The sequence below is a fragment of the Phyllobacterium sophorae genome, from assembly GCF_003010965.1.
In the GTDB taxonomy this organism is placed as follows: domain Bacteria; phylum Pseudomonadota; class Alphaproteobacteria; order Rhizobiales; family Rhizobiaceae; genus Phyllobacterium; species Phyllobacterium sophorae.
In genome coordinates this window covers 307367-323804 of sequence record NZ_PGGM01000002.1, presented here as the reverse complement: position 1 = coordinate 323804, position 16438 = coordinate 307367, and the positions used below count along the sequence as shown (strand labels likewise).

At 55.4% G+C, this 16438-nt stretch carries 18 protein-coding genes; 11 read left to right on the top strand and 7 right to left on the bottom strand.

Annotated features, from left to right (window positions below):
- Nucleotides 1-4 precede the first annotated feature (4 nt).
- On the top strand, nucleotides 5-745 hold the full coding sequence (locus CU103_RS05490; RefSeq protein WP_106662922.1) for a proteasome-type protease: 741 nt from the start codon (nucleotides 5-7) through the stop codon (nucleotides 743-745).
- 11 nt (nucleotides 746-756) lie between these two features.
- On the opposite strand, the gene CU103_RS05485 is transcribed toward CU103_RS05490, so the two are convergent.
- Nucleotides 757-2676: a L,D-transpeptidase family protein gene (locus CU103_RS05485; protein WP_106663312.1), complete on the bottom strand. Its 1920-nt coding sequence runs from the start codon at nucleotides 2674-2676 to the stop codon at nucleotides 757-759.
- A 364-nt stretch (nucleotides 2677-3040) separates the two neighbouring features.
- Between CU103_RS05485 and CU103_RS05480 the strand changes: the two genes are divergently transcribed.
- Entirely contained in the window at nucleotides 3041-3214 is a 174-nt protein-coding gene (locus tag CU103_RS05480) for a L,D-transpeptidase (RefSeq protein WP_425350566.1), read from the top strand.
- 28 nt (nucleotides 3215-3242) lie between these two features.
- Here CU103_RS05480 and CU103_RS05475 read toward each other — a convergent pair whose 3' ends face one another.
- The gene (locus tag CU103_RS05475) at nucleotides 3243-3623 is read right to left on the bottom strand and encodes a gamma-butyrobetaine hydroxylase family protein (RefSeq protein ID WP_106662921.1); all 381 of its coding nucleotides are present in this window, start codon (nucleotides 3621-3623) and stop codon (nucleotides 3243-3245) included.
- 189 nt (nucleotides 3624-3812) lie between these two features.
- Here CU103_RS05475 and moaA point away from each other — a divergent pair, with 189 nt between their 5' ends.
- The 8 genes from moaA (at nucleotide 3813) to CU103_RS05435 (ending at nucleotide 10332) form a co-directional block, all read left to right on the top strand.
- Nucleotides 3813-4802: a GTP 3',8-cyclase MoaA gene (gene moaA, locus CU103_RS05470; protein ID WP_106663311.1), complete on the top strand. Its 990-nt coding sequence runs from the start codon at nucleotides 3813-3815 to the stop codon at nucleotides 4800-4802.
- A gap of 110 nt (nucleotides 4803-4912) precedes the next feature.
- The gene (locus CU103_RS05465; protein ID WP_162707062.1) at nucleotides 4913-5836 is read left to right on the top strand and encodes a DMT family transporter; all 924 of its coding nucleotides are present in this window, start codon (nucleotides 4913-4915) and stop codon (nucleotides 5834-5836) included.
- 2 nt (nucleotides 5837-5838) lie between these two features.
- A complete protein-coding gene (gene mobA / locus CU103_RS05460) occupies nucleotides 5839-6468 on the top strand; it encodes a molybdenum cofactor guanylyltransferase MobA (protein ID WP_425350565.1) in 630 nt (209 codons plus the stop codon).
- Nucleotides 6465-6980, top strand: a complete 516-nt coding sequence (gene mobB / locus CU103_RS05455) for a molybdopterin-guanine dinucleotide biosynthesis protein B (protein WP_106662919.1) — start codon at nucleotides 6465-6467, stop codon at nucleotides 6978-6980. Before mobA ends, mobB begins: the two co-directional genes overlap by 4 nt.
- A gap of 234 nt (nucleotides 6981-7214) precedes the next feature.
- On the top strand, nucleotides 7215-8006 hold the full coding sequence (locus CU103_RS05450; protein WP_106662918.1) for an ABC transporter substrate-binding protein: 792 nt from the start codon (nucleotides 7215-7217) through the stop codon (nucleotides 8004-8006).
- A gap of 129 nt (nucleotides 8007-8135) precedes the next feature.
- Entirely contained in the window at nucleotides 8136-8849 is a 714-nt protein-coding gene (locus CU103_RS05445; RefSeq protein WP_106662917.1) for an ABC transporter permease, read from the top strand.
- A complete protein-coding gene (locus CU103_RS05440) occupies nucleotides 8846-9682 on the top strand; it encodes an ABC transporter permease (RefSeq protein WP_106662916.1) in 837 nt (278 codons plus the stop codon). The genes CU103_RS05445 and CU103_RS05440 overlap by 4 nt, the downstream gene beginning before the upstream one ends.
- A 29-nt stretch (nucleotides 9683-9711) precedes the next feature.
- Nucleotides 9712-10332 (top strand): glutathione S-transferase family protein, encoded by a 621-nt coding sequence (locus CU103_RS05435; protein ID WP_106662915.1) that lies wholly within the window; start codon nucleotides 9712-9714, stop codon nucleotides 10330-10332.
- 11 nt (nucleotides 10333-10343) lie between these two features.
- Here the strand turns inward: CU103_RS05435 and CU103_RS05430 are convergent, their stop codons facing one another.
- Entirely contained in the window at nucleotides 10344-12803 is a 2460-nt protein-coding gene (locus CU103_RS05430; protein ID WP_106662914.1) for a penicillin acylase family protein, read from the bottom strand.
- A 64-nt stretch (nucleotides 12804-12867) separates the two neighbouring features.
- Here CU103_RS05430 and CU103_RS05425 point away from each other — a divergent pair, with 64 nt between their 5' ends.
- Nucleotides 12868-13737 (top strand): NAD(P)-dependent oxidoreductase, encoded by an 870-nt coding sequence (locus CU103_RS05425; RefSeq protein ID WP_106662913.1) that lies wholly within the window; start codon nucleotides 12868-12870, stop codon nucleotides 13735-13737.
- Nucleotides 13738-13765: 28 nt separating this feature from the next.
- Here CU103_RS05425 and CU103_RS05420 read toward each other — a convergent pair whose 3' ends face one another.
- From CU103_RS05420 to CU103_RS05405, 4 genes are all read right to left on the bottom strand, one after another.
- Nucleotides 13766-14245: an Lrp/AsnC family transcriptional regulator gene (locus CU103_RS05420; protein WP_099998570.1), complete on the bottom strand. Its 480-nt coding sequence runs from the start codon at nucleotides 14243-14245 to the stop codon at nucleotides 13766-13768.
- Between the two features lie 94 nt (nucleotides 14246-14339).
- The gene (locus CU103_RS05415; protein ID WP_210203711.1) at nucleotides 14340-14978 is read right to left on the bottom strand and encodes a uracil-DNA glycosylase family protein; all 639 of its coding nucleotides are present in this window, start codon (nucleotides 14976-14978) and stop codon (nucleotides 14340-14342) included.
- A gap of 3 nt (nucleotides 14979-14981) precedes the next feature.
- On the bottom strand, nucleotides 14982-15593 hold the full coding sequence (locus tag CU103_RS05410; protein WP_106662912.1) for a glutathione S-transferase: 612 nt from the start codon (nucleotides 15591-15593) through the stop codon (nucleotides 14982-14984).
- On the bottom strand, nucleotides 15590-16150 hold the full coding sequence (locus tag CU103_RS05405; RefSeq protein WP_162707061.1) for a thermonuclease family protein: 561 nt from the start codon (nucleotides 16148-16150) through the stop codon (nucleotides 15590-15592). The genes CU103_RS05410 and CU103_RS05405 overlap by 4 nt, the downstream gene beginning before the upstream one ends.
- Nucleotides 16151-16438 lie beyond the last annotated feature (288 nt).

Sequence of the window (16438 nt, the reverse complement as noted above, 5' to 3'; positions counted from 1 at the left end):
CGCTATGACCTACTGTGTAGGCCTCAAACTGGACCGTGGTCTTGTGTTCATGTCTGACACAAGGACCAATGCTGGCGTCGACAACATCTCGACGTTCAAGAAAATGTACACCTGGGCCAAAACAGGCGATCGCGTAATCACGCTGCTATCCGCTGGTAACCTTGCAACCACGCAGGCCGTCATCAGTATTTTGAATGAGCGTACCAAGACACCCTCTGAACGGTCGCCATCGATCTACGATATGCCATCGATGTTCCAGACCGCGCGGCTCGTCGGCGATACGATAAGACATGTCATCGACGAGGTGGATTCCGGGGGGCAACGCGCGGATTCGTTCGGAGCGTCGATTATCCTCGGGGGCCAGATCAAAGGCGGGGATCCCCGTCTGTTCCTGATCTACCCGGAAGGCAATTTCATCGAGTCCACGCCCGACACGCCTTTTTTCCAGATCGGCGAGCACAAATACGGCAAGCCGATTATTGTACGGTCCTACGATCCGGCGATGACATTCGAAGAAGCGACCAAGCTGTTGCTGGTATCATTCGATTCAACATTGAAGTCCAACCTGTCGGTAGGGCTGCCGCTTGACCTGCAATTCTATGAATCCGACAGCTTCAAGCTCGGATTCGAAAAGCGGATCGAACGCCACGATCCCTATTACGAGATCATTTCGGAGGGTTGGTCGCAGGCCTTGAAACTTGCATTTCAGAGCCTGCCCCCATTCGAAATAGAGCCCAGGAGCTAGAGCAGCGGACTTCAGAGCCCTGCAGTCTGGGCAACCTCAGCGGCCTGACGGACGGCCCGCGTTTTCGCGAATGCCTTTGCGAGGTAGGCATCGCGCTCGTAGACATCGTTGTAGAATTGGATTTCGCCGGTGGCGGCATCGGGCCAAGCGGTGAAATAGGACACGTAAACGGGCAGTTGGTCCTTCACCCTGACGCTGCGCTCATTCTTGCCGAAATATTGCTTCAGGTCTTCGACCGGAACACCAAGCACGGCGGCGGCCATATCACGTGGTCGTTCCAGCCGGATACAGCCGTGGCTCAATGCCCGCATGTCCCGCTTGAAATAGGATTTCGCCGGTGTGTCATGCATGTAGATGTCGTGGCTGTTCGGGAACAGAATTTTCAGCTCACCCAATGCATTGTCGAGGCTCGGTTTTTGACGAATGCCGACGCCACCGCCACTGGCGGCAACTTGTGACCAATTCACCGCGCTTGAAGGGATGACGCGCCCGGATTTGTCATAGACTTCATAACCGCTATTCTCGAGATAGGATGGGTTGTTGAGAATTTTCGGCATCATCTCATTGAGAATGATCGACCGTGGCACGCCCCAAGATGGATTGAAGACAACGGTTTCGATCGTGTCATGGAAGAAGTAGGTCTGGTTCGTCGGTGACCCGACTACGATGTTCATCGCCAGCTTTTCGGTGTTGTCATCGAAATACTGAGCACGGTACGCTGGCTGATTGATGAAGACGTAGCGCGTGCCGAAATCATGCGGCAGCCAGCGCAAGCGTTCCATCGAATAGAGAATTCGATCGCGCTTGGATGAGGTCGTTTCTGCCTGAAGCGTATTGATGGTGCTGCTGCCGATGATGCCATCGGGTTTGCGCCCCTGTCCTTTTTGGAATTCCTTGATGGCTTCGACGAGGCTCTCGTCATAGACGTCGGTATTTTCGTGCGATAGCAGCACAGCCTCGTGCTTTGCCAGATAGTCTTCGGGGGCTTTTGCCTTGATCAGGGCTACGACATTGCGAATTTCCGGATTTACTTCGCCCGGCCTTATCAGGGTACCCGGAGCAACGCGCACAGTGGGCTCTTTGGCATCGCCGATCTTGTCCAGGCTCTGCTTCAATTCGGCATACCATTTGCTTTGAGGCGCAAAGGCAACAAGCGTGGCGCTCGGGTCGCTTGAAGAAGCGAGCTGATCAATTACCTCGCGTGGACGGACGCGGCCAACCGCGATATCGTGGAACCCGCTCAGACGATTTGGATTGATACGGCCCTCACCCTGATCCATCGCATACCGCAGCGCGCGCGCCGACAGCGTCAATTCGAACTCGGAGAGTTCCTTCAGCCGTGCTGGAATATTGGCACGGTCATAATCATCGCCCGGCACCTTGACGGCGTAATCCTGAGGATCAAGGCCATCTTCGCCAGCCTTGGCGAAGAGCGCCAGAACAGCCTTGGCTTTTGAGGTCACATCATATGATGCGGTCCAGATCGGCTGCTGTTTCGTGGCGTAATAGGAAACGATGGCGTCGGCGATCTGTTTTTCCGCCTGCACATGCGCGTCTTTTAAGTGATCTATTTTGAGACCGAATTGTTCCATCTGTGGCGGCGCTACGGTGTCATGATCCGCGGAGGCAGTCAGCTGAGGATCGACCCTGGAAAAGTCAATCTGAACGAGCGCTTCGGGCTTGTAATCGTAATTCGTCGGCGCAGTCACAGTGACGCGCTTGATCGGCGCTGACGGGCGTCTGACAGACGCTGACTGTTCGTCAATGCCCTCGCCGGGTCTGGAAGGACCGACAGGCTTGGACTCCACGCGGCGGTTACCGAACAGCAATTCCATCAGATTGTTTGCTGCCGAGGCCTGCGAAATCGAGACTGCCGTCGCCGATAACAATGCAGCCAGAAAAATCGCACGCTTTTTTGAAAAGGAATTCATGATGTCCGCCCGGATGGTACTGTCATGCCCACGGGTGAACATGGGCCATTGATTTGGTGTTCGGCCAGTTTCATCGCATCCTATTTAGATTCTTTTAACAATGCCCCGCCCCCGATTGATTATTATCCAGGAGCACAATTTTAAGCTGTGTGCCGATTTCGACACATCAATCGCGATACACATTGATTATCATGTTGATCTACAAGAGAACTCGTTGACCCACCGAGTTATTTTAAAAATCTTCCAATAGCGTTACAGAAGAATCGACTCGCTGGATCGAATGGGGACACGGTGAACAAGTTTTTCCTCCTGCTTTTGCTATGCGCAACAGTATAAATCGTATCCTCTTTGACTATGCCTGCACGTGCACAAGATCAAACTATCAGAAAAATATTCCTGGCCGGAAAGCCTGCACATCAATCAACGCTGGACGATTGGTCAGGCCATGTCATCCCGCTGCATCCGAATGGCCAATGACGATGTCAAGCATCTCTACGCCAATGTCGACATTGGCACAAAAGTCATAGTTCTGAGATAGAACTGGCTCCAGAAAGACAAAATTTGCTCTAGTGGGAGCGCCGTGGAGTGAAGGGCTCGCGGCTCAGCCCCTTTTCGGCGAGTTCATCGAGATATGCCTGCCAGCGTTCATCCCTGTTGCGGCCAAGATCCATCAGATAATCCCAGCTGAACAGCCCCGTGTCGTGCATGTCATCAAAGATGATGCGCACTGCATAATTGCCAACAGGCTCCATCTTGGCAATTTCGACATTCACCTTCCCGGGCACAGTGACGCGCTGTTCGGGTGAATGCCCCTGAACTTCCGCCGATGGCGACGCTACCCGTAGAAGCTCCGCCGTCAAATTATAGCTTTCGCCGTCGTCAAAGGTGATCGTTAGCGACCGGCGATCCTTGCTTACACGCAATTCTTTCGGCCAAGCATTGGTCATGATGTATAATCCTTGTTCTGCTCCTCTGTAAGCACCGCAAATGAAGCCTGCAAGCGCACAAATGCCAGAAGGTGTAAACGCATGCACCGTCCCGTGACTGGACAAGCGGCTGCTGGCACCCTATCTCTTTTGCAGGAGGAAGCCTTGGACCAATTTGCATTGATCGATAGGACGGAACGTCAAGCACCGATGATAGACCCATTCGGGCGTACGATAAGCTATCTGCGCGTATCGGTAACGGATCGCTGTGATTTCCGCTGCACCTACTGCATGTCGGAACACATGACATTCTTGCCGAAAAAGGACCTCCTGACGCTCGAAGAGCTCGACCGTGTTTGCACAGCATTCATTGAAAAAGGCGTGAAAAAACTGCGTCTTACCGGCGGTGAACCGCTTGTGCGCAAGAATATCATGCATCTGATTGGCGAACTCTCCCGTCATTTGCAATCCGGCGCTCTTGAAGAGCTGACGCTTACCACCAACGGCTCGCAATTGGCACGGTATGCGCACGAGCTGGCCGACCACGGCGTCAAGCGCATCAATGTATCACTCGACACGCTGGACCCTGAAAAATTCCGTGCCATCACGCGTTGGGGCGATCTGAACCGTGTCATGGAAGGCATCGACGCTGCGCAGGATGCCGGCCTGAAAATCAAGCTGAATGCAGTTGCCCTCAAGGGTTTCAACGATCACGAAATTCCGCAAATGATCCGATGGGCGCATGGGCGAGGCATGGACCTGACGCTGATCGAAACAATGCCGATGGGCGAAATCGATCTCGACCGCACCGACCAGTATTTGCCGCTCTCATTGCTGCGCGCCAAGCTCAGCGAGGAATTTACCCTGGAGGATATCCCCTACAAGACAGGCGGCCCTGCCCGTTATGTCGAGGTCAGGGAAACCGGCGGCCGTATCGGCTTTATCACGCCGATGACCCACAATTTCTGCGAGAGTTGCAACCGGGTTCGCCTCACCTGCACCGGCACGCTTTACATGTGCCTCGGCCAGGAAGATGCTGCTGATCTGCGCGAGCCTCTTCGGGCTTCCGAAGGCAATGCGCTTCTGAACAATGCGATCGATGAGGCCATTGGGCGCAAGCCCAAGGGGCATGATTTCATCATCGATCGCCGCCACAATCGCCCGGCCGTCTCCCGGCATATGAGTGTCACCGGCGGTTAAGATCCTCCCGCGAGCTTCTCAAATATTCCGAATGCGCTCAGGAGCGCAGGCTGATATATCAATTTAGCGATTCTGGAGGAGAATCGCTCACTCATTCGGAAATGACAATTTTGGCGCTATCTCCCAATCTGCGTGGCAGTTTGTATATGGCCATTGGCATGGCCAGCTTCACGTTTAATGATGCGACGGTGAAATTCGTCGCCGAGCATATGAATATGGGTCAGGTCATGCTGGTGCGCGGATCGATCGCCACCATACTGATCATTGCGCTCGCCTGGCACAATGGAATGCTGATACCTCTCCGCCAGGCCCTGCATAGAATGACCGTTCTGCGGGTCATTGGCGAAGTGGTTGGGACAGTCAGCTTTCTTGTCGCCCTTGTCCACGTCCCTCTCGCCTTGACGTCAGCAATTCTGCAGGCGCTGCCTCTTGTGGTAACCATGGGAGCAGCTATGTTCTTCGGCGAGCCCGTGGGCTGGCGGCGCTGGGTTGCGATCGCCGTTGGCTTTACAGGAGTCCTCATCATCGTACGGCCCGGCAATGATGGTGTAAGCCCCTATATTTTCTTGGTCGTCATCACTGTCATCTTCGCTGCGCTCCGCGATCTCGCCACCCGCAAGGTGCCGAAAGCCATTCCCGTTTTGATGATTTCCGCGTTGACTTCGGTGGGCGTTTCCCTCGCTGGCGTGGCAATGATCGGCCCGCTGGGAGGTTGGACGCCGATGACATTGACAAATACGCTGCTCCTGACACTCGCGGCTTGCTGCGTGATCGTTGCGTATCATTTCATTATCCTCGCTATGCGCGAGGGCGAGATTTCATTCGTTGCGCCCTTCCGCTATACCAGTTTGATCTGGGCAATCGTCCTCGGCTTCCTGTTCTTCGGCGATCTTCCAGATCTCCCGATGATCATCGGTTCCATCATCGTCATTGGCAGCGGGCTCTATACGCTCTACCGTGAGCGTACCGTCAACCGCATGAAACCTGTGGCGATGACGGCTGCGGCAGCAACAACATCGCCGGATGGAGTGTGACGGTGCGGATTGCGGGTATCATATTGGCAGGCGGACAATCGCGCCGGATGGAGGGGAAGGACAAAGCGCTGCTGCCGTTCGGCGACCGCCGCCTGATCGACCATGTACTCGAACGCCTGTCCCGCCAGATCGACATCGTCGCCTTGAACAGCAACGGCGCTCCCGAGCATTTTGCAGATTTGCACCTGCCGGTGATACCGGACGACATCTCCGGCTTTGCCGGCCCGCTCGCCGGAATTCTGGCCGCAATGGAATGGGCCAATAGGCAGCCGACGCCATTTTCGCACATCCTGACTGTAGCCGCCGACAGCCCGTTCTTTCCCGATGATCTTGTTCGCACACTTCGGCGCTCCATCGCCGAAACGCCCGGCCACATCGGCGTTGCCGCGTCCGGCGACAGGCTTCATCCGGTCTTTGGGCTGTGGCCCGTCTTTCTCAGAACTGACCTTCGCCATTGGCTAAGCGACGCCAAAAATCGCCGTGTCGTTGCCTGGATCGAAGGGCATCCGCACAAGATCGCGGAATTTCCGATTGTGACAACACAGTCGGGCGCCTTGTTCGACCCATTTTTCAACATCAACACGCCGCAGGATATTGCCGACGCCCGGCAAAGATGGACCGCACTACAATGACATCCGGAATGCACAGGATTTTCGGTATCACCGGCTGGAAGAACTCGGGAAAGACCACACTCACGGTCAAGCTCGTCAGTGAACTGACGCGACGAGGCTGGAAGGTATCGACGGTAAAACATGCCCATCATGATTTTGATATCGACAAGCAGGGCACCGATTCGTACCGCCACCGCAAAGCAGGTGCGGGTGAAGTCGCCATTGTGTCCGATCAGCGCTGGGCGCTGATGCATGAACTCGCCGAGGAAAAAGAGCCTTCTCTGGCTGAAATTATTGCACGCTTTGCTCCTTGTGATCTTGTGCTCGTCGAAGGCTATAAGCGTGAACATCACAAGAAGATCGAGACGAGAAGGCTCGAGGGGAGATCCGGAGAGCGCCTGGCGTTGAACGATGCGGCAATCGTAGCGATCGCCAGCGACCATCTCCTGGCCGGGGAGAAAATCCCCGTCTACGACCTTGATGATATCACCGGCCTGGCCGACCTCGTCGAGCGCGAGACAGGGCTCTCCTGACGGCCGCGTCAGAAAATGACGTTTCCACCGAAACGTGCGCAACAAAAGTATAAGAGCAATAATAATTGTATGTTTTTACCCTCCAGATTCGTCCGGAGGCGCACGATTCACAGTTGCTTTTGGCTCAAAACTAGTGGGAATATCCGCGTCAGGAGCAGTAAAACTGCGACTTGCCCGGAAGGCTGTCCAAAAAAGCAGGGGAACAGCCGGGCCATAAAAGAGAGGTTCAAATAAATGCGTATCACCAAGCGTCTCGCACTCGCGATTTCCGCTGCGGCCCTTGCCTTTACCATGGGTGCGGCTCACGCAGAGGACGCCCTTAAGCTTACAATCGCCTCCGAAGGTGCCTACCCGCCGTTCAATAACCTGACGCCAGATGGCAAGCTGGAAGGCTTCGACATCGATATCGGCAAGGCTCTGTGCGAAGAGATGAAGGCAGAATGCACCTTCGTGACCCAGGATTGGGACGGCATGATCCCGGCTCTGCAGGCCGGTAAATTCGACGCCATAATCGCGTCGATGTCGATCACTCCAGAACGTCTGGAAAAGGTCGATTTCTCGAAGAAATATTACAATACTCCGCCTGCCATCGTCGTCCCGAAGGATTCCGACATCAAGGACATCACTCCGGAAGCGCTAAAGGGCAAGACCCTTGGCGTTCAGGCCTCCACCAGCCACTCGAACTTTGCCGAAGCCAAATATAGCGGCTCCGAAATCAAGATGTATCCGACGGCAGACGAGTATAAACTCGAAATGGCGAATGGTCGTATCGACGCTGCGATGGACGACGTGATCGTTCTCGGCCAGTGGCTCGACAGCGAAGCCGGCGCATGCTGCAAGCTCCTGGGAACGCTCGAACCTGACGTTGCGATCCATGGTCCGGGTGCCGGTGTGACTGTGAAGAAGGGCAACACCGCCCTGGCTGACAAGTTCAGCACGGCGATTGCTGCGATCCGCAAGAACGGAAAATACAAGGAAATCAACGACAAGTACTTCAAGATCGACGTTTACGGCGGCGAAGATTGAGCCGATTGATCTGACTTGTTAAATATGTGGATGGCGGGCGACCGCCATTCACAACACGAACTTCAAAAATGACGGGTTGGCTCGAATAAAGAGCCCTGGGGAATGGCCCGCGAAACATGAAAGTTGCCTATGGAAGGCTCAATAGCGTTACTTGGTTTTGGCGAAGGCGGATGGGGCCCTAGCATTGCCAGCGGTGTTCTCGTAACGGTCAGCTTGGCCCTTGCAACGCTGCCAGTCGGCTTGGCTATCGGCTTTTTCGTCGCTCTCGGCAAGCAATCGCAAGAACCGTCGGTCAAGCTTGCTGCCAATATGTATACGACGATTTTCCGCGGATTACCCGAACTTCTGACTTTGTTCCTGGTCTATTTCGGCGGTCAGATTGGTATCCAGAAGCTGGGCCAGCTCCTGGGCTACACAGGTACGATCGAGATCAATTCATTCATCGCCGGCATGTTCGCGATGGGTACGGTCTTTTCCTCCTATGCCAGCGAAGTATTCCTCTCGGCGTTCCGCGCCATTCCGAAAGGTCAGTACGAGGGCGGTTATGCTATTGGCCTCTCCTACGGCCAGACAATGCGCAAGGTCATCCTGCCGCAATTGATCCGGATAGCGCTTCCTGGACTGGGCAATCTCTGGATGATCCTGCTCAAGGACACAGCCCTCGTTTCCGCGATCGGACTTGCCGATATATTGCGCCAGACCTCAGTTGCCGCACGTGTTACAAAACACGCGTTCCTGTTCTACGGCACGGCCTGCATGATCTATCTCGTGCTTGCCATCCTGTCATCCTTTGTAATCGATGGCATTGACCGATGGTCGGCCAAAAGCGGGGCAAAGCGATGACCGAGAGCTTCATCAACGCACGGACCCCGACCGTTTTGCGTCCGCCCGCGCCACCCAAAGGCTGGACGCGATCACGCGTGATCGGGCACATACTCGTCGGAGTCTGGGCCGCCCTCATTCTCGGGCTGCTGGTCTACCTTTACAGTGCCTGGAACATCGATCTCGTAAGGAAATACGGCCCCACATACCTTTCCGGCCTCGGAACCACGATCACCCTTGTGGGTAGCTCAATCATTCTCGGCGCGGTGCTTTCCATTCCGGTCGTATTGGGCCGCTTGAGCAATAACCGTATCATTTCATCGGTTGCTTATTTCTACGTCTATTTCTTCCGCGGGACGCCGTTGATCGCCCAGGTTTTCCTGATCTATTATGGGGTCGGTTCATTCAATAAAGAGCTGCAATCGATTGGATTGTGGGTATTCTTCCGCGAAGCCTGGTTTTGCGCCCTGTTGGCGTTCGCACTCAATACCGCCGCCTATCAGGCTGAAATTTTGCGAGGCGCCATCCGCAGCGTTCCCTTGGGACAATGGGAAGGAGCCGCATCGCTGGGGATTTCCAAAGCGGTCACATTCTGGAAAATCATTCTGCCGCAGGCCTTGATCGTGGCTTTGCGGCCCTACGGGAATGAAGTCATCCTGATGATCAAAGGCTCGGCGATTGTCGCCCTGATTTCGGTTTATGACCTCATGGGTTATACAAAACTTGCGTATTCGCGCACGTTTGACTTCCAGACCTATCTATGGACAGCAATCATTTATCTGGTTCTGGTGGAAATACTGCGGCATCTATGGGATTGGATGGAGCGCCGCATTACGCGCCACCTGATTCGCTAATTGCAAATCCACGAAAAGAGAACCGAACCATGCTGAAGATCTGGGGCCGGACAAACTCGAACAATGTCAAGAAAGCCCTCTGGGCTGCCGAAGAAGTGGGCGTTCCCTACGAGAACAGTCCAGCTGGGGGTGCATTCGGCATCGTATCCGATCCCGAGTATCGCGCGATGAACCCGAATGGCTTGGTGCCAACGCTGGAAGACAAGGATCTGGTGCTTTGGGAAAGCAATACAATCGTGCGCTACCTTGTTGCGCAGTATGGCGAAGCGACGCTCCACATCGAAGATGCCGCTGCGAGAGCAAAGGCGGAAAAGTGGATGGATTGGGCGACGTCCACGCTCGCCACCCCCTTCCGCGACGTCTTCTGGAATGTTGTGCGCCTGACACCTGACAAACAGGATCATGCGGCCAAGGAAAAGGGCATTCAGGACTGCGGCAGGCTGTTTGCGATCGTTGATGCCGCCCTTGCCCAGCAGCCATACCTGTCCGGTGAAAAATTCGGTGTGGGCGACATTCCCCTTGGCTGCTTTGCCTATGCCTGGTTGGAAATGCCTATCGAGCGGCCGGATCACCCGCATCTTGTTACGTGGTATGAGCGGCTGAAAGAGCGCCCGGCATTTCAGAAGGCAGTGATGATCCCCCTCACCTGAGCGGCATTCTCCTAGTTTTTTGGCTTCAGGCGCCACACCCCTAGCAGACCTTCCTCATAGGCCCGCTCGCCAGTTGGAATGGAGATTGCTTCGGTGTTCGCCCATTTCTGAGCAAAATCACGATAGTTGGCTGAGAATACGTTTCCCGATTGACCCGTGGTCTGGATATAAGTCGACCGGTCGAGATCGGCGAGATCGAACAGGCCGCGGTAGCTCGTACCGTGGGTCACCCGAAAGGGATTGTTTTCGTCGGTAAAGGAAGATTTGCCCCGATCGAGGCTGAACGCACCGCCTGACGCCGGCACCGTGACGTTGAAAAGCTGGTCAAGCGGGCTGACCTGCGCAAACGGCCGGTGGGCGCCATAGGCATAATGCAGTTTGCCCCAACTCCAGTTCGAGCGGTCAGAACCCAAACGCGTTTCCAGATCCTTGACCGCGTCGCCAAGTGCCAATGCAAGGATGTCGCCGCAACTCTCCTTCTCCGGCGTGCGGCCATCATCGCACCAATCACGCGCTGGATTTGGACCGAGCCAGCGCAACATGGCGCCAACATGGCCCTGCCAGAATGACGGGAAGGCGTCACCGAGATCATCTTCCAGAATTCGCTTTGTCGCCATCCTGAGCCATGCACTGAAAAGCAAGGGCTCGGCACGGGCCCGGTCTTCGACGAAGTTCCACGCACTCAACTGCTTGACGACGTCCAGATCTACATCATTGCGGCCGCCGACTTGTTTGAGCATAACCGGGAGCAATACTGCATAGGCATTGTCGTACGCATCACCTTGCACCTTGCCGTTCGTTGCCAGCGTTTGCTCGTTCGCGCCATATACAAGTGTCTTGATCCGCTCGAACCGCCAGGGTTCGTCCCAATCAAAGGTAAGGAAATGCGGGTAAGCCGCATCCACGATCTTTGTGTTCGCTGTCGCCAGCACATTTTCAGCGGGGTTGTAGACCCGAGGCAATCCCTCGTACGGAATGAAGCCCTTCCAGTCATATGTCGCGTCCCAGCCCGGCGATGGGGCGCGACCCATGATCTGATTGGCCGGGTCACGGACAGGCACTCTCCCCGGTGCAATCAACCCGATATTGCCCTCCACATCGGCAATGACGATCGACTGCATCGGAGTGATGAAATCACGCATACCATTCTGGAAGTCAGACACATTGGCAAAATCCCACAGCTTCAGACCTGCGGAAACGGTCGTGTCGTCACCAGCCAAGGCTGTCCAGGACAACGAGGCGACGGTGCCGTCAGGTAAATAATGGTCAAGCCCGCGATAGTCAGCGGGCAAGACCGGGCCGTGGCGCGTGACCATTCGCTCGAAATTGACGGTATCGCCGCCCTTCACCTTGATCGCTACGTTCTTCTTCTCGAAAGGCTGGAAGCCCTGCGGCGTCTGATACTCGTTCGCATTAGCGGGGTTGATCTTTTCGATAAAAATATCCTGAACATCCGCGCCGGTGTTCGTAAAACCCCAGGCCAACTTGTCGTTTCGACCGAGAAGGACCAGCGGTGCACCCGGTAAGGTCACCCCGACGAGATTCCTTGAGGTACCATCAGCATTCTTGACTTGAAGATGCGCGAGATACCAGATTCCGGGTGCCGTCAGTCCAAGATGCGGATCATTGGCGAGAATCGGCTTTCCGCTTTCGGTTCGCGCCCCACCAACAACCCAATTGTTCGACGCACCGGTGGCCATGAATTCATTCAGCGACGCAAACTGTTTTTCGGCTTCGACGGCTCCGGCCTTGAGGGTACCGCTTGGCAAGCCGAGTACCTGACGCAAATCCGGCAAGGGCGGCGGCGTGTCGGCGGGCACTGGCGGCTGCAAGTCGGTAATCTCCGCGTCGTTCATGCCAAGGCGCGCAAATTTCAGGCGTAACACTTCGTCATCGATGTTGGCTGCCAGTGTCACTGACATCAGTTTTAACGTTACAATCACATCTGCTGCCGCCCATTTTTCGGGCTTGTGGCCGAGGACGACGAACTCCGGCGAATATTTGGAGCCAAATGTCGGGCCTGCACTGGCAATAAATTCATTGATTCCATGCACATAGGCATCAATTTTCTTGCGGTCCGCATCGTTCAGCGCCGCAAGGGAGCTTTCCGCGGATTCGTAGAGACCAATTGACCGGATGAAGCGGTCGGTGAAGACAGTCTTGTCCCCGAAAAGCTCGGACAGGCGGCCCTGCCCGGCCATCCGGTTCACTTCCATCTGCCAAAGCCGCTCTTGCGCATGCACAAAACCGAGGGCCATCAGGACGTCATCAACCGAATTGCCACTGATGTGCGGCACCGCATTCTTGTCACGGGTGACCGTGACAGCCCCAGACAGATCCGCAAGCGTCATTTCACCGGTTGCAGGCGCGACCGAGCGTGCAAGCCAGACGTAGCCGAGAACCGACCCAAGGAGGGCGATGGGGATGAGGGAGAAAACAATCCACAATAGGCCTTTGATGATCCGCCGCATTGTCCTAACGTCCCCCGATCCGGATACTCAACACTATGTCCTATCTGACAGAGGAAACTATGTAATGGCAACACTCGCTTTTATCGGTCTTGGCGTCATGGGATACCCGATGGCAGGTCATCTCAAATCACGCGGCGGCCATGACGTTACGGTCTTCAACCGTAGCAGTGAGAAAGCAAAAAAGTGGGCCGGGGAGTTCAAGGGCGCTTACGCACCAACTCCGGAAGAGGCGGCAGCGGGCAAGGATTTCGTCTTTTCCTGCGTTGGCAACGACGACGATCTGCGTGCAGTGACAACAGGCGAAAACGGCGCATTTCATTCGATGAAGAAGGGCTCGATTTTCATCGATAACACGACCGCCTCTGCAGAAGTCGCACGCGAACTCGACGCGGAAGCGCGCAAGAGAGGTTTCCACTTTCTCGACGCCCCGGTCTCCGGTGGTCAGGCAGGCGCTGAAAATGGCGCACTTACGGTGATGGTCGGCGGCGAACAGGATGCGTTTGACATGGCAAAGCCGGTCATTGAGTCGTTTGCCAAGATGGTCGGCCTGATGGGGCCAGCCGGTGCCGGGCAACTGACCAAGATGATCAACCAGATTTGCATTGCCGGCCTGGTCCAGGGCCTCGCGGAAGGTATTCATTTCGGCAAGAGAGCGGGACTTGATATCGAGAAGGTCATCGAGGTCATCTCCAAGGGCGCAGCCGGCTCCTGGCAGATGGAAAATCGCCACAAGACCATGAATGCCGGGAAATATGATTTCGGCTTCGCCGTCGATTGGATGCGCAAGGATTTGGGGATTTGCCTCGCAGAAGCGAATCGCAACAACGCCAAGCTGCCGGTTACTGCCTTGGTCGACCAGTTCTACAAGGATGTGCAAATCATGGGCGGCAATCGCTGGGATACATCGTCCCTGTTGGCGCGGCTGGAGAAATAAACAATCGCCGGCGCCGGCCTGATTATTCTCAGGCCGGTTCTTTCTCGATACTCATATAATCCAACGGCAGTTCGGTCGTGTATTTGATCTGCTCCATGGCAAAGGCAGACGAGACATCGCGAATGTCGATCTTTGTGATAAGGCGCTTGTAGACTGCGTCATAGGCGGCAATGTCCGGCACGACAACGCGCAGGAGATAATCGACGTCGCCACTCATGCGATAGAATTCGACCACTTCAGGGAATTCCTGCACAACTTCGGAGAAGCGCTTCAGCCACTCATTGCTGTGCGACCCGGTGCGGATCGAGACAAAAACGGTCACCCGCGTGTTGACGCGAACCGGGTCCAGAACCGCGACCCGGCGCTGGATCACGCCATCCTCTTCCAGCTTCTGGATACGGCGCCAGCATGGAGTCGTCGAAAGGCCGACTTTCTTGGCGACATCTGCCACCGCAAGCGTTGCATCTTCCTGGAGGAGGCGAAGAATTTTTCGGTCGAGTCTGTCCATGTTTGTCATCCCTGTGGAATGGGATACTTTATGGTCCGATAATCAACTTGCGTACAAGAAAATTATTCCAATCTTTGCAAATCTGAAAAAAATTTCATCCAGATGTCTGGGAAATTAGAATCCTGACCTTCTCCTGCACGACTGGTAGAACGTTCTGCGCGAACCATGGATTCTTCTTCAACCAGACGTTGTTCCTCCAGGAGGGATGCGGCAAGGGCAGAATGGACGGGCCGGTGTCCACTTCGAAATATTCGCGCCAGTTGAGGACCGTATCCGTCATGCTGCGCTTACGGCGACGGCCGAGATGATAGGCCTGTGCATATTGGCCGATCGTCAGGATGAGTTCGAGCTGTGGCATGGATTGAAACACGCGATCATGCCACGTCTCGCGACATTCCCGCCGGGGTGGAAGATCGCCGCCGTGCGCATCATAACCTGGAAAGCAGAATCCCATGGGCACGATGGCGAACTTGTTTGGATCGTAGAAGGCGTCCCTACCGACGCCGAGCCAGGCACGCAGCCGATCCCCGGAAGGATCATTGAACGGCAAACCGGTATTGTGGACGCGAATGCCGGGGGCCTGCCCACAAATGACAATGCGCGCGGTTGAAGACACGACGCAGACCGGATTCGGTTCGACCGGCAAGGGCGAACCGTAACGCGGCGCCTCCCGGCAAATACGGCAGGTCTCTATTTCGGCAGACAAAGCAGCGAGTAACAGCGAATTTGTCAAGGTTCACGCCTTGGCGCTCGGGCGGTTCGAGACGGCGCCATGCCAGCGGCGGAGGCTGATGAGTTCCTCGGGTATCTGGATTCTCGCTGGCTTCAGGAAATCGACCCCCACGAGTAGCGTGATGTCGGCAATCGAAAACGCGCTGCCGGCGATGAATTCATTCCTCGCGAGTTGGTCATCCATGATCTTCATGTAAGCCTCGGCCTTTGAGCGGTTCGCCTCACCCCATGCGGGAACTTGCGGTATTTCCCATTCGGCCATCGCCGGGTGTGTGTGGCGGAAGGCGGCTGTAACGGCCGCGAGGAGATAAAGCTCCACACGGCGGTTCCACATTTCAACCTGTGCCTTGCCAACCGCGCCTGTACCAAACAAGGCAGGTTCTGGGTGGAGCTCCTCGAAATAGCGCGAGATTGCGACGGACTCAGTGAGGATTGTGCCATCATCGAGTTCGAGTATCGGTAGGCGCTGGAATGGATTGAGTGCTGTGATCTCCGGAGATTTGTGCCCCATAGCGGCCATATCGACCGGTATCAGCGGCACTTCAATGCCTTTTTCGTTCAGAAATATGCGTATGCGGCGTGGATTGGGCGCGCGGCCCCCATCATAAAGCTTCACAGAATTCCTCCCAGTAGGCGACCGATCCATCCAGACAATTGTTCGATCAAGTCTGCCGGGCGATTGGGTTGCTGTTGTGGCAGCTCGAGTAGTTCCTTCTCGTGTTCCCTGCGCCAATCCTGCGGTATCTCAAACGTTGTGCCCCACAAGCCTTTCTTGCCGCCGCGAGCCTGCGTCTCCGCATCATGATAGTCGCCATAAGCGACGGCCTGTCCCGCCTCGACCATTGCCCGGTTGAGGTTGAGCTCACCGGCGGAGCAGGTTGCAAGCCTTCGATTATATTTGTCGCGCCCGTCTTCCGCGCATTGGACCGGCTTGCCGCCGATCAGCCGGATTAGCGCTTGGCGGGAGGCCTGACCACAGGTATTCGGCGCTGATGCATTGCCGCAACTTTGGGCAAGTTCCGGCGCGTCAATACCCTTGAGGCGAATGTGGTTCCCGGAAACCGAGATCGTATCGCCGTCAATAACGTAGGCTTTGCCCACAAGAGGCTCCACTGGTTCCCGCTGGTTGAGCTTGGCAACAAGTAAGGCGACCAAAGCAAAAAAGATCGCCATCAACACAAAATCCAGCACCCTCCGGCCAAACGAGCGCGGCGCCGATACCGGACGCCGCCATCTGCGGCGATAGCTGCGATAGCCTCTGCTCATCGGTGATGCACGGGATTACAATGCGCCATGAATTGCCTCAAATTTCCAGAATCGATTCGATTCTTCCCATTCGATTTGATGCTCCATTAATCATTTATGAATAGGCTTGCGATGCAATGCTGCCACAAGTGCAGATCAGCTCGTGAACTTATAGATAGAATCGAGACGGTATTCTATCCATGCGTTTACGCCCTA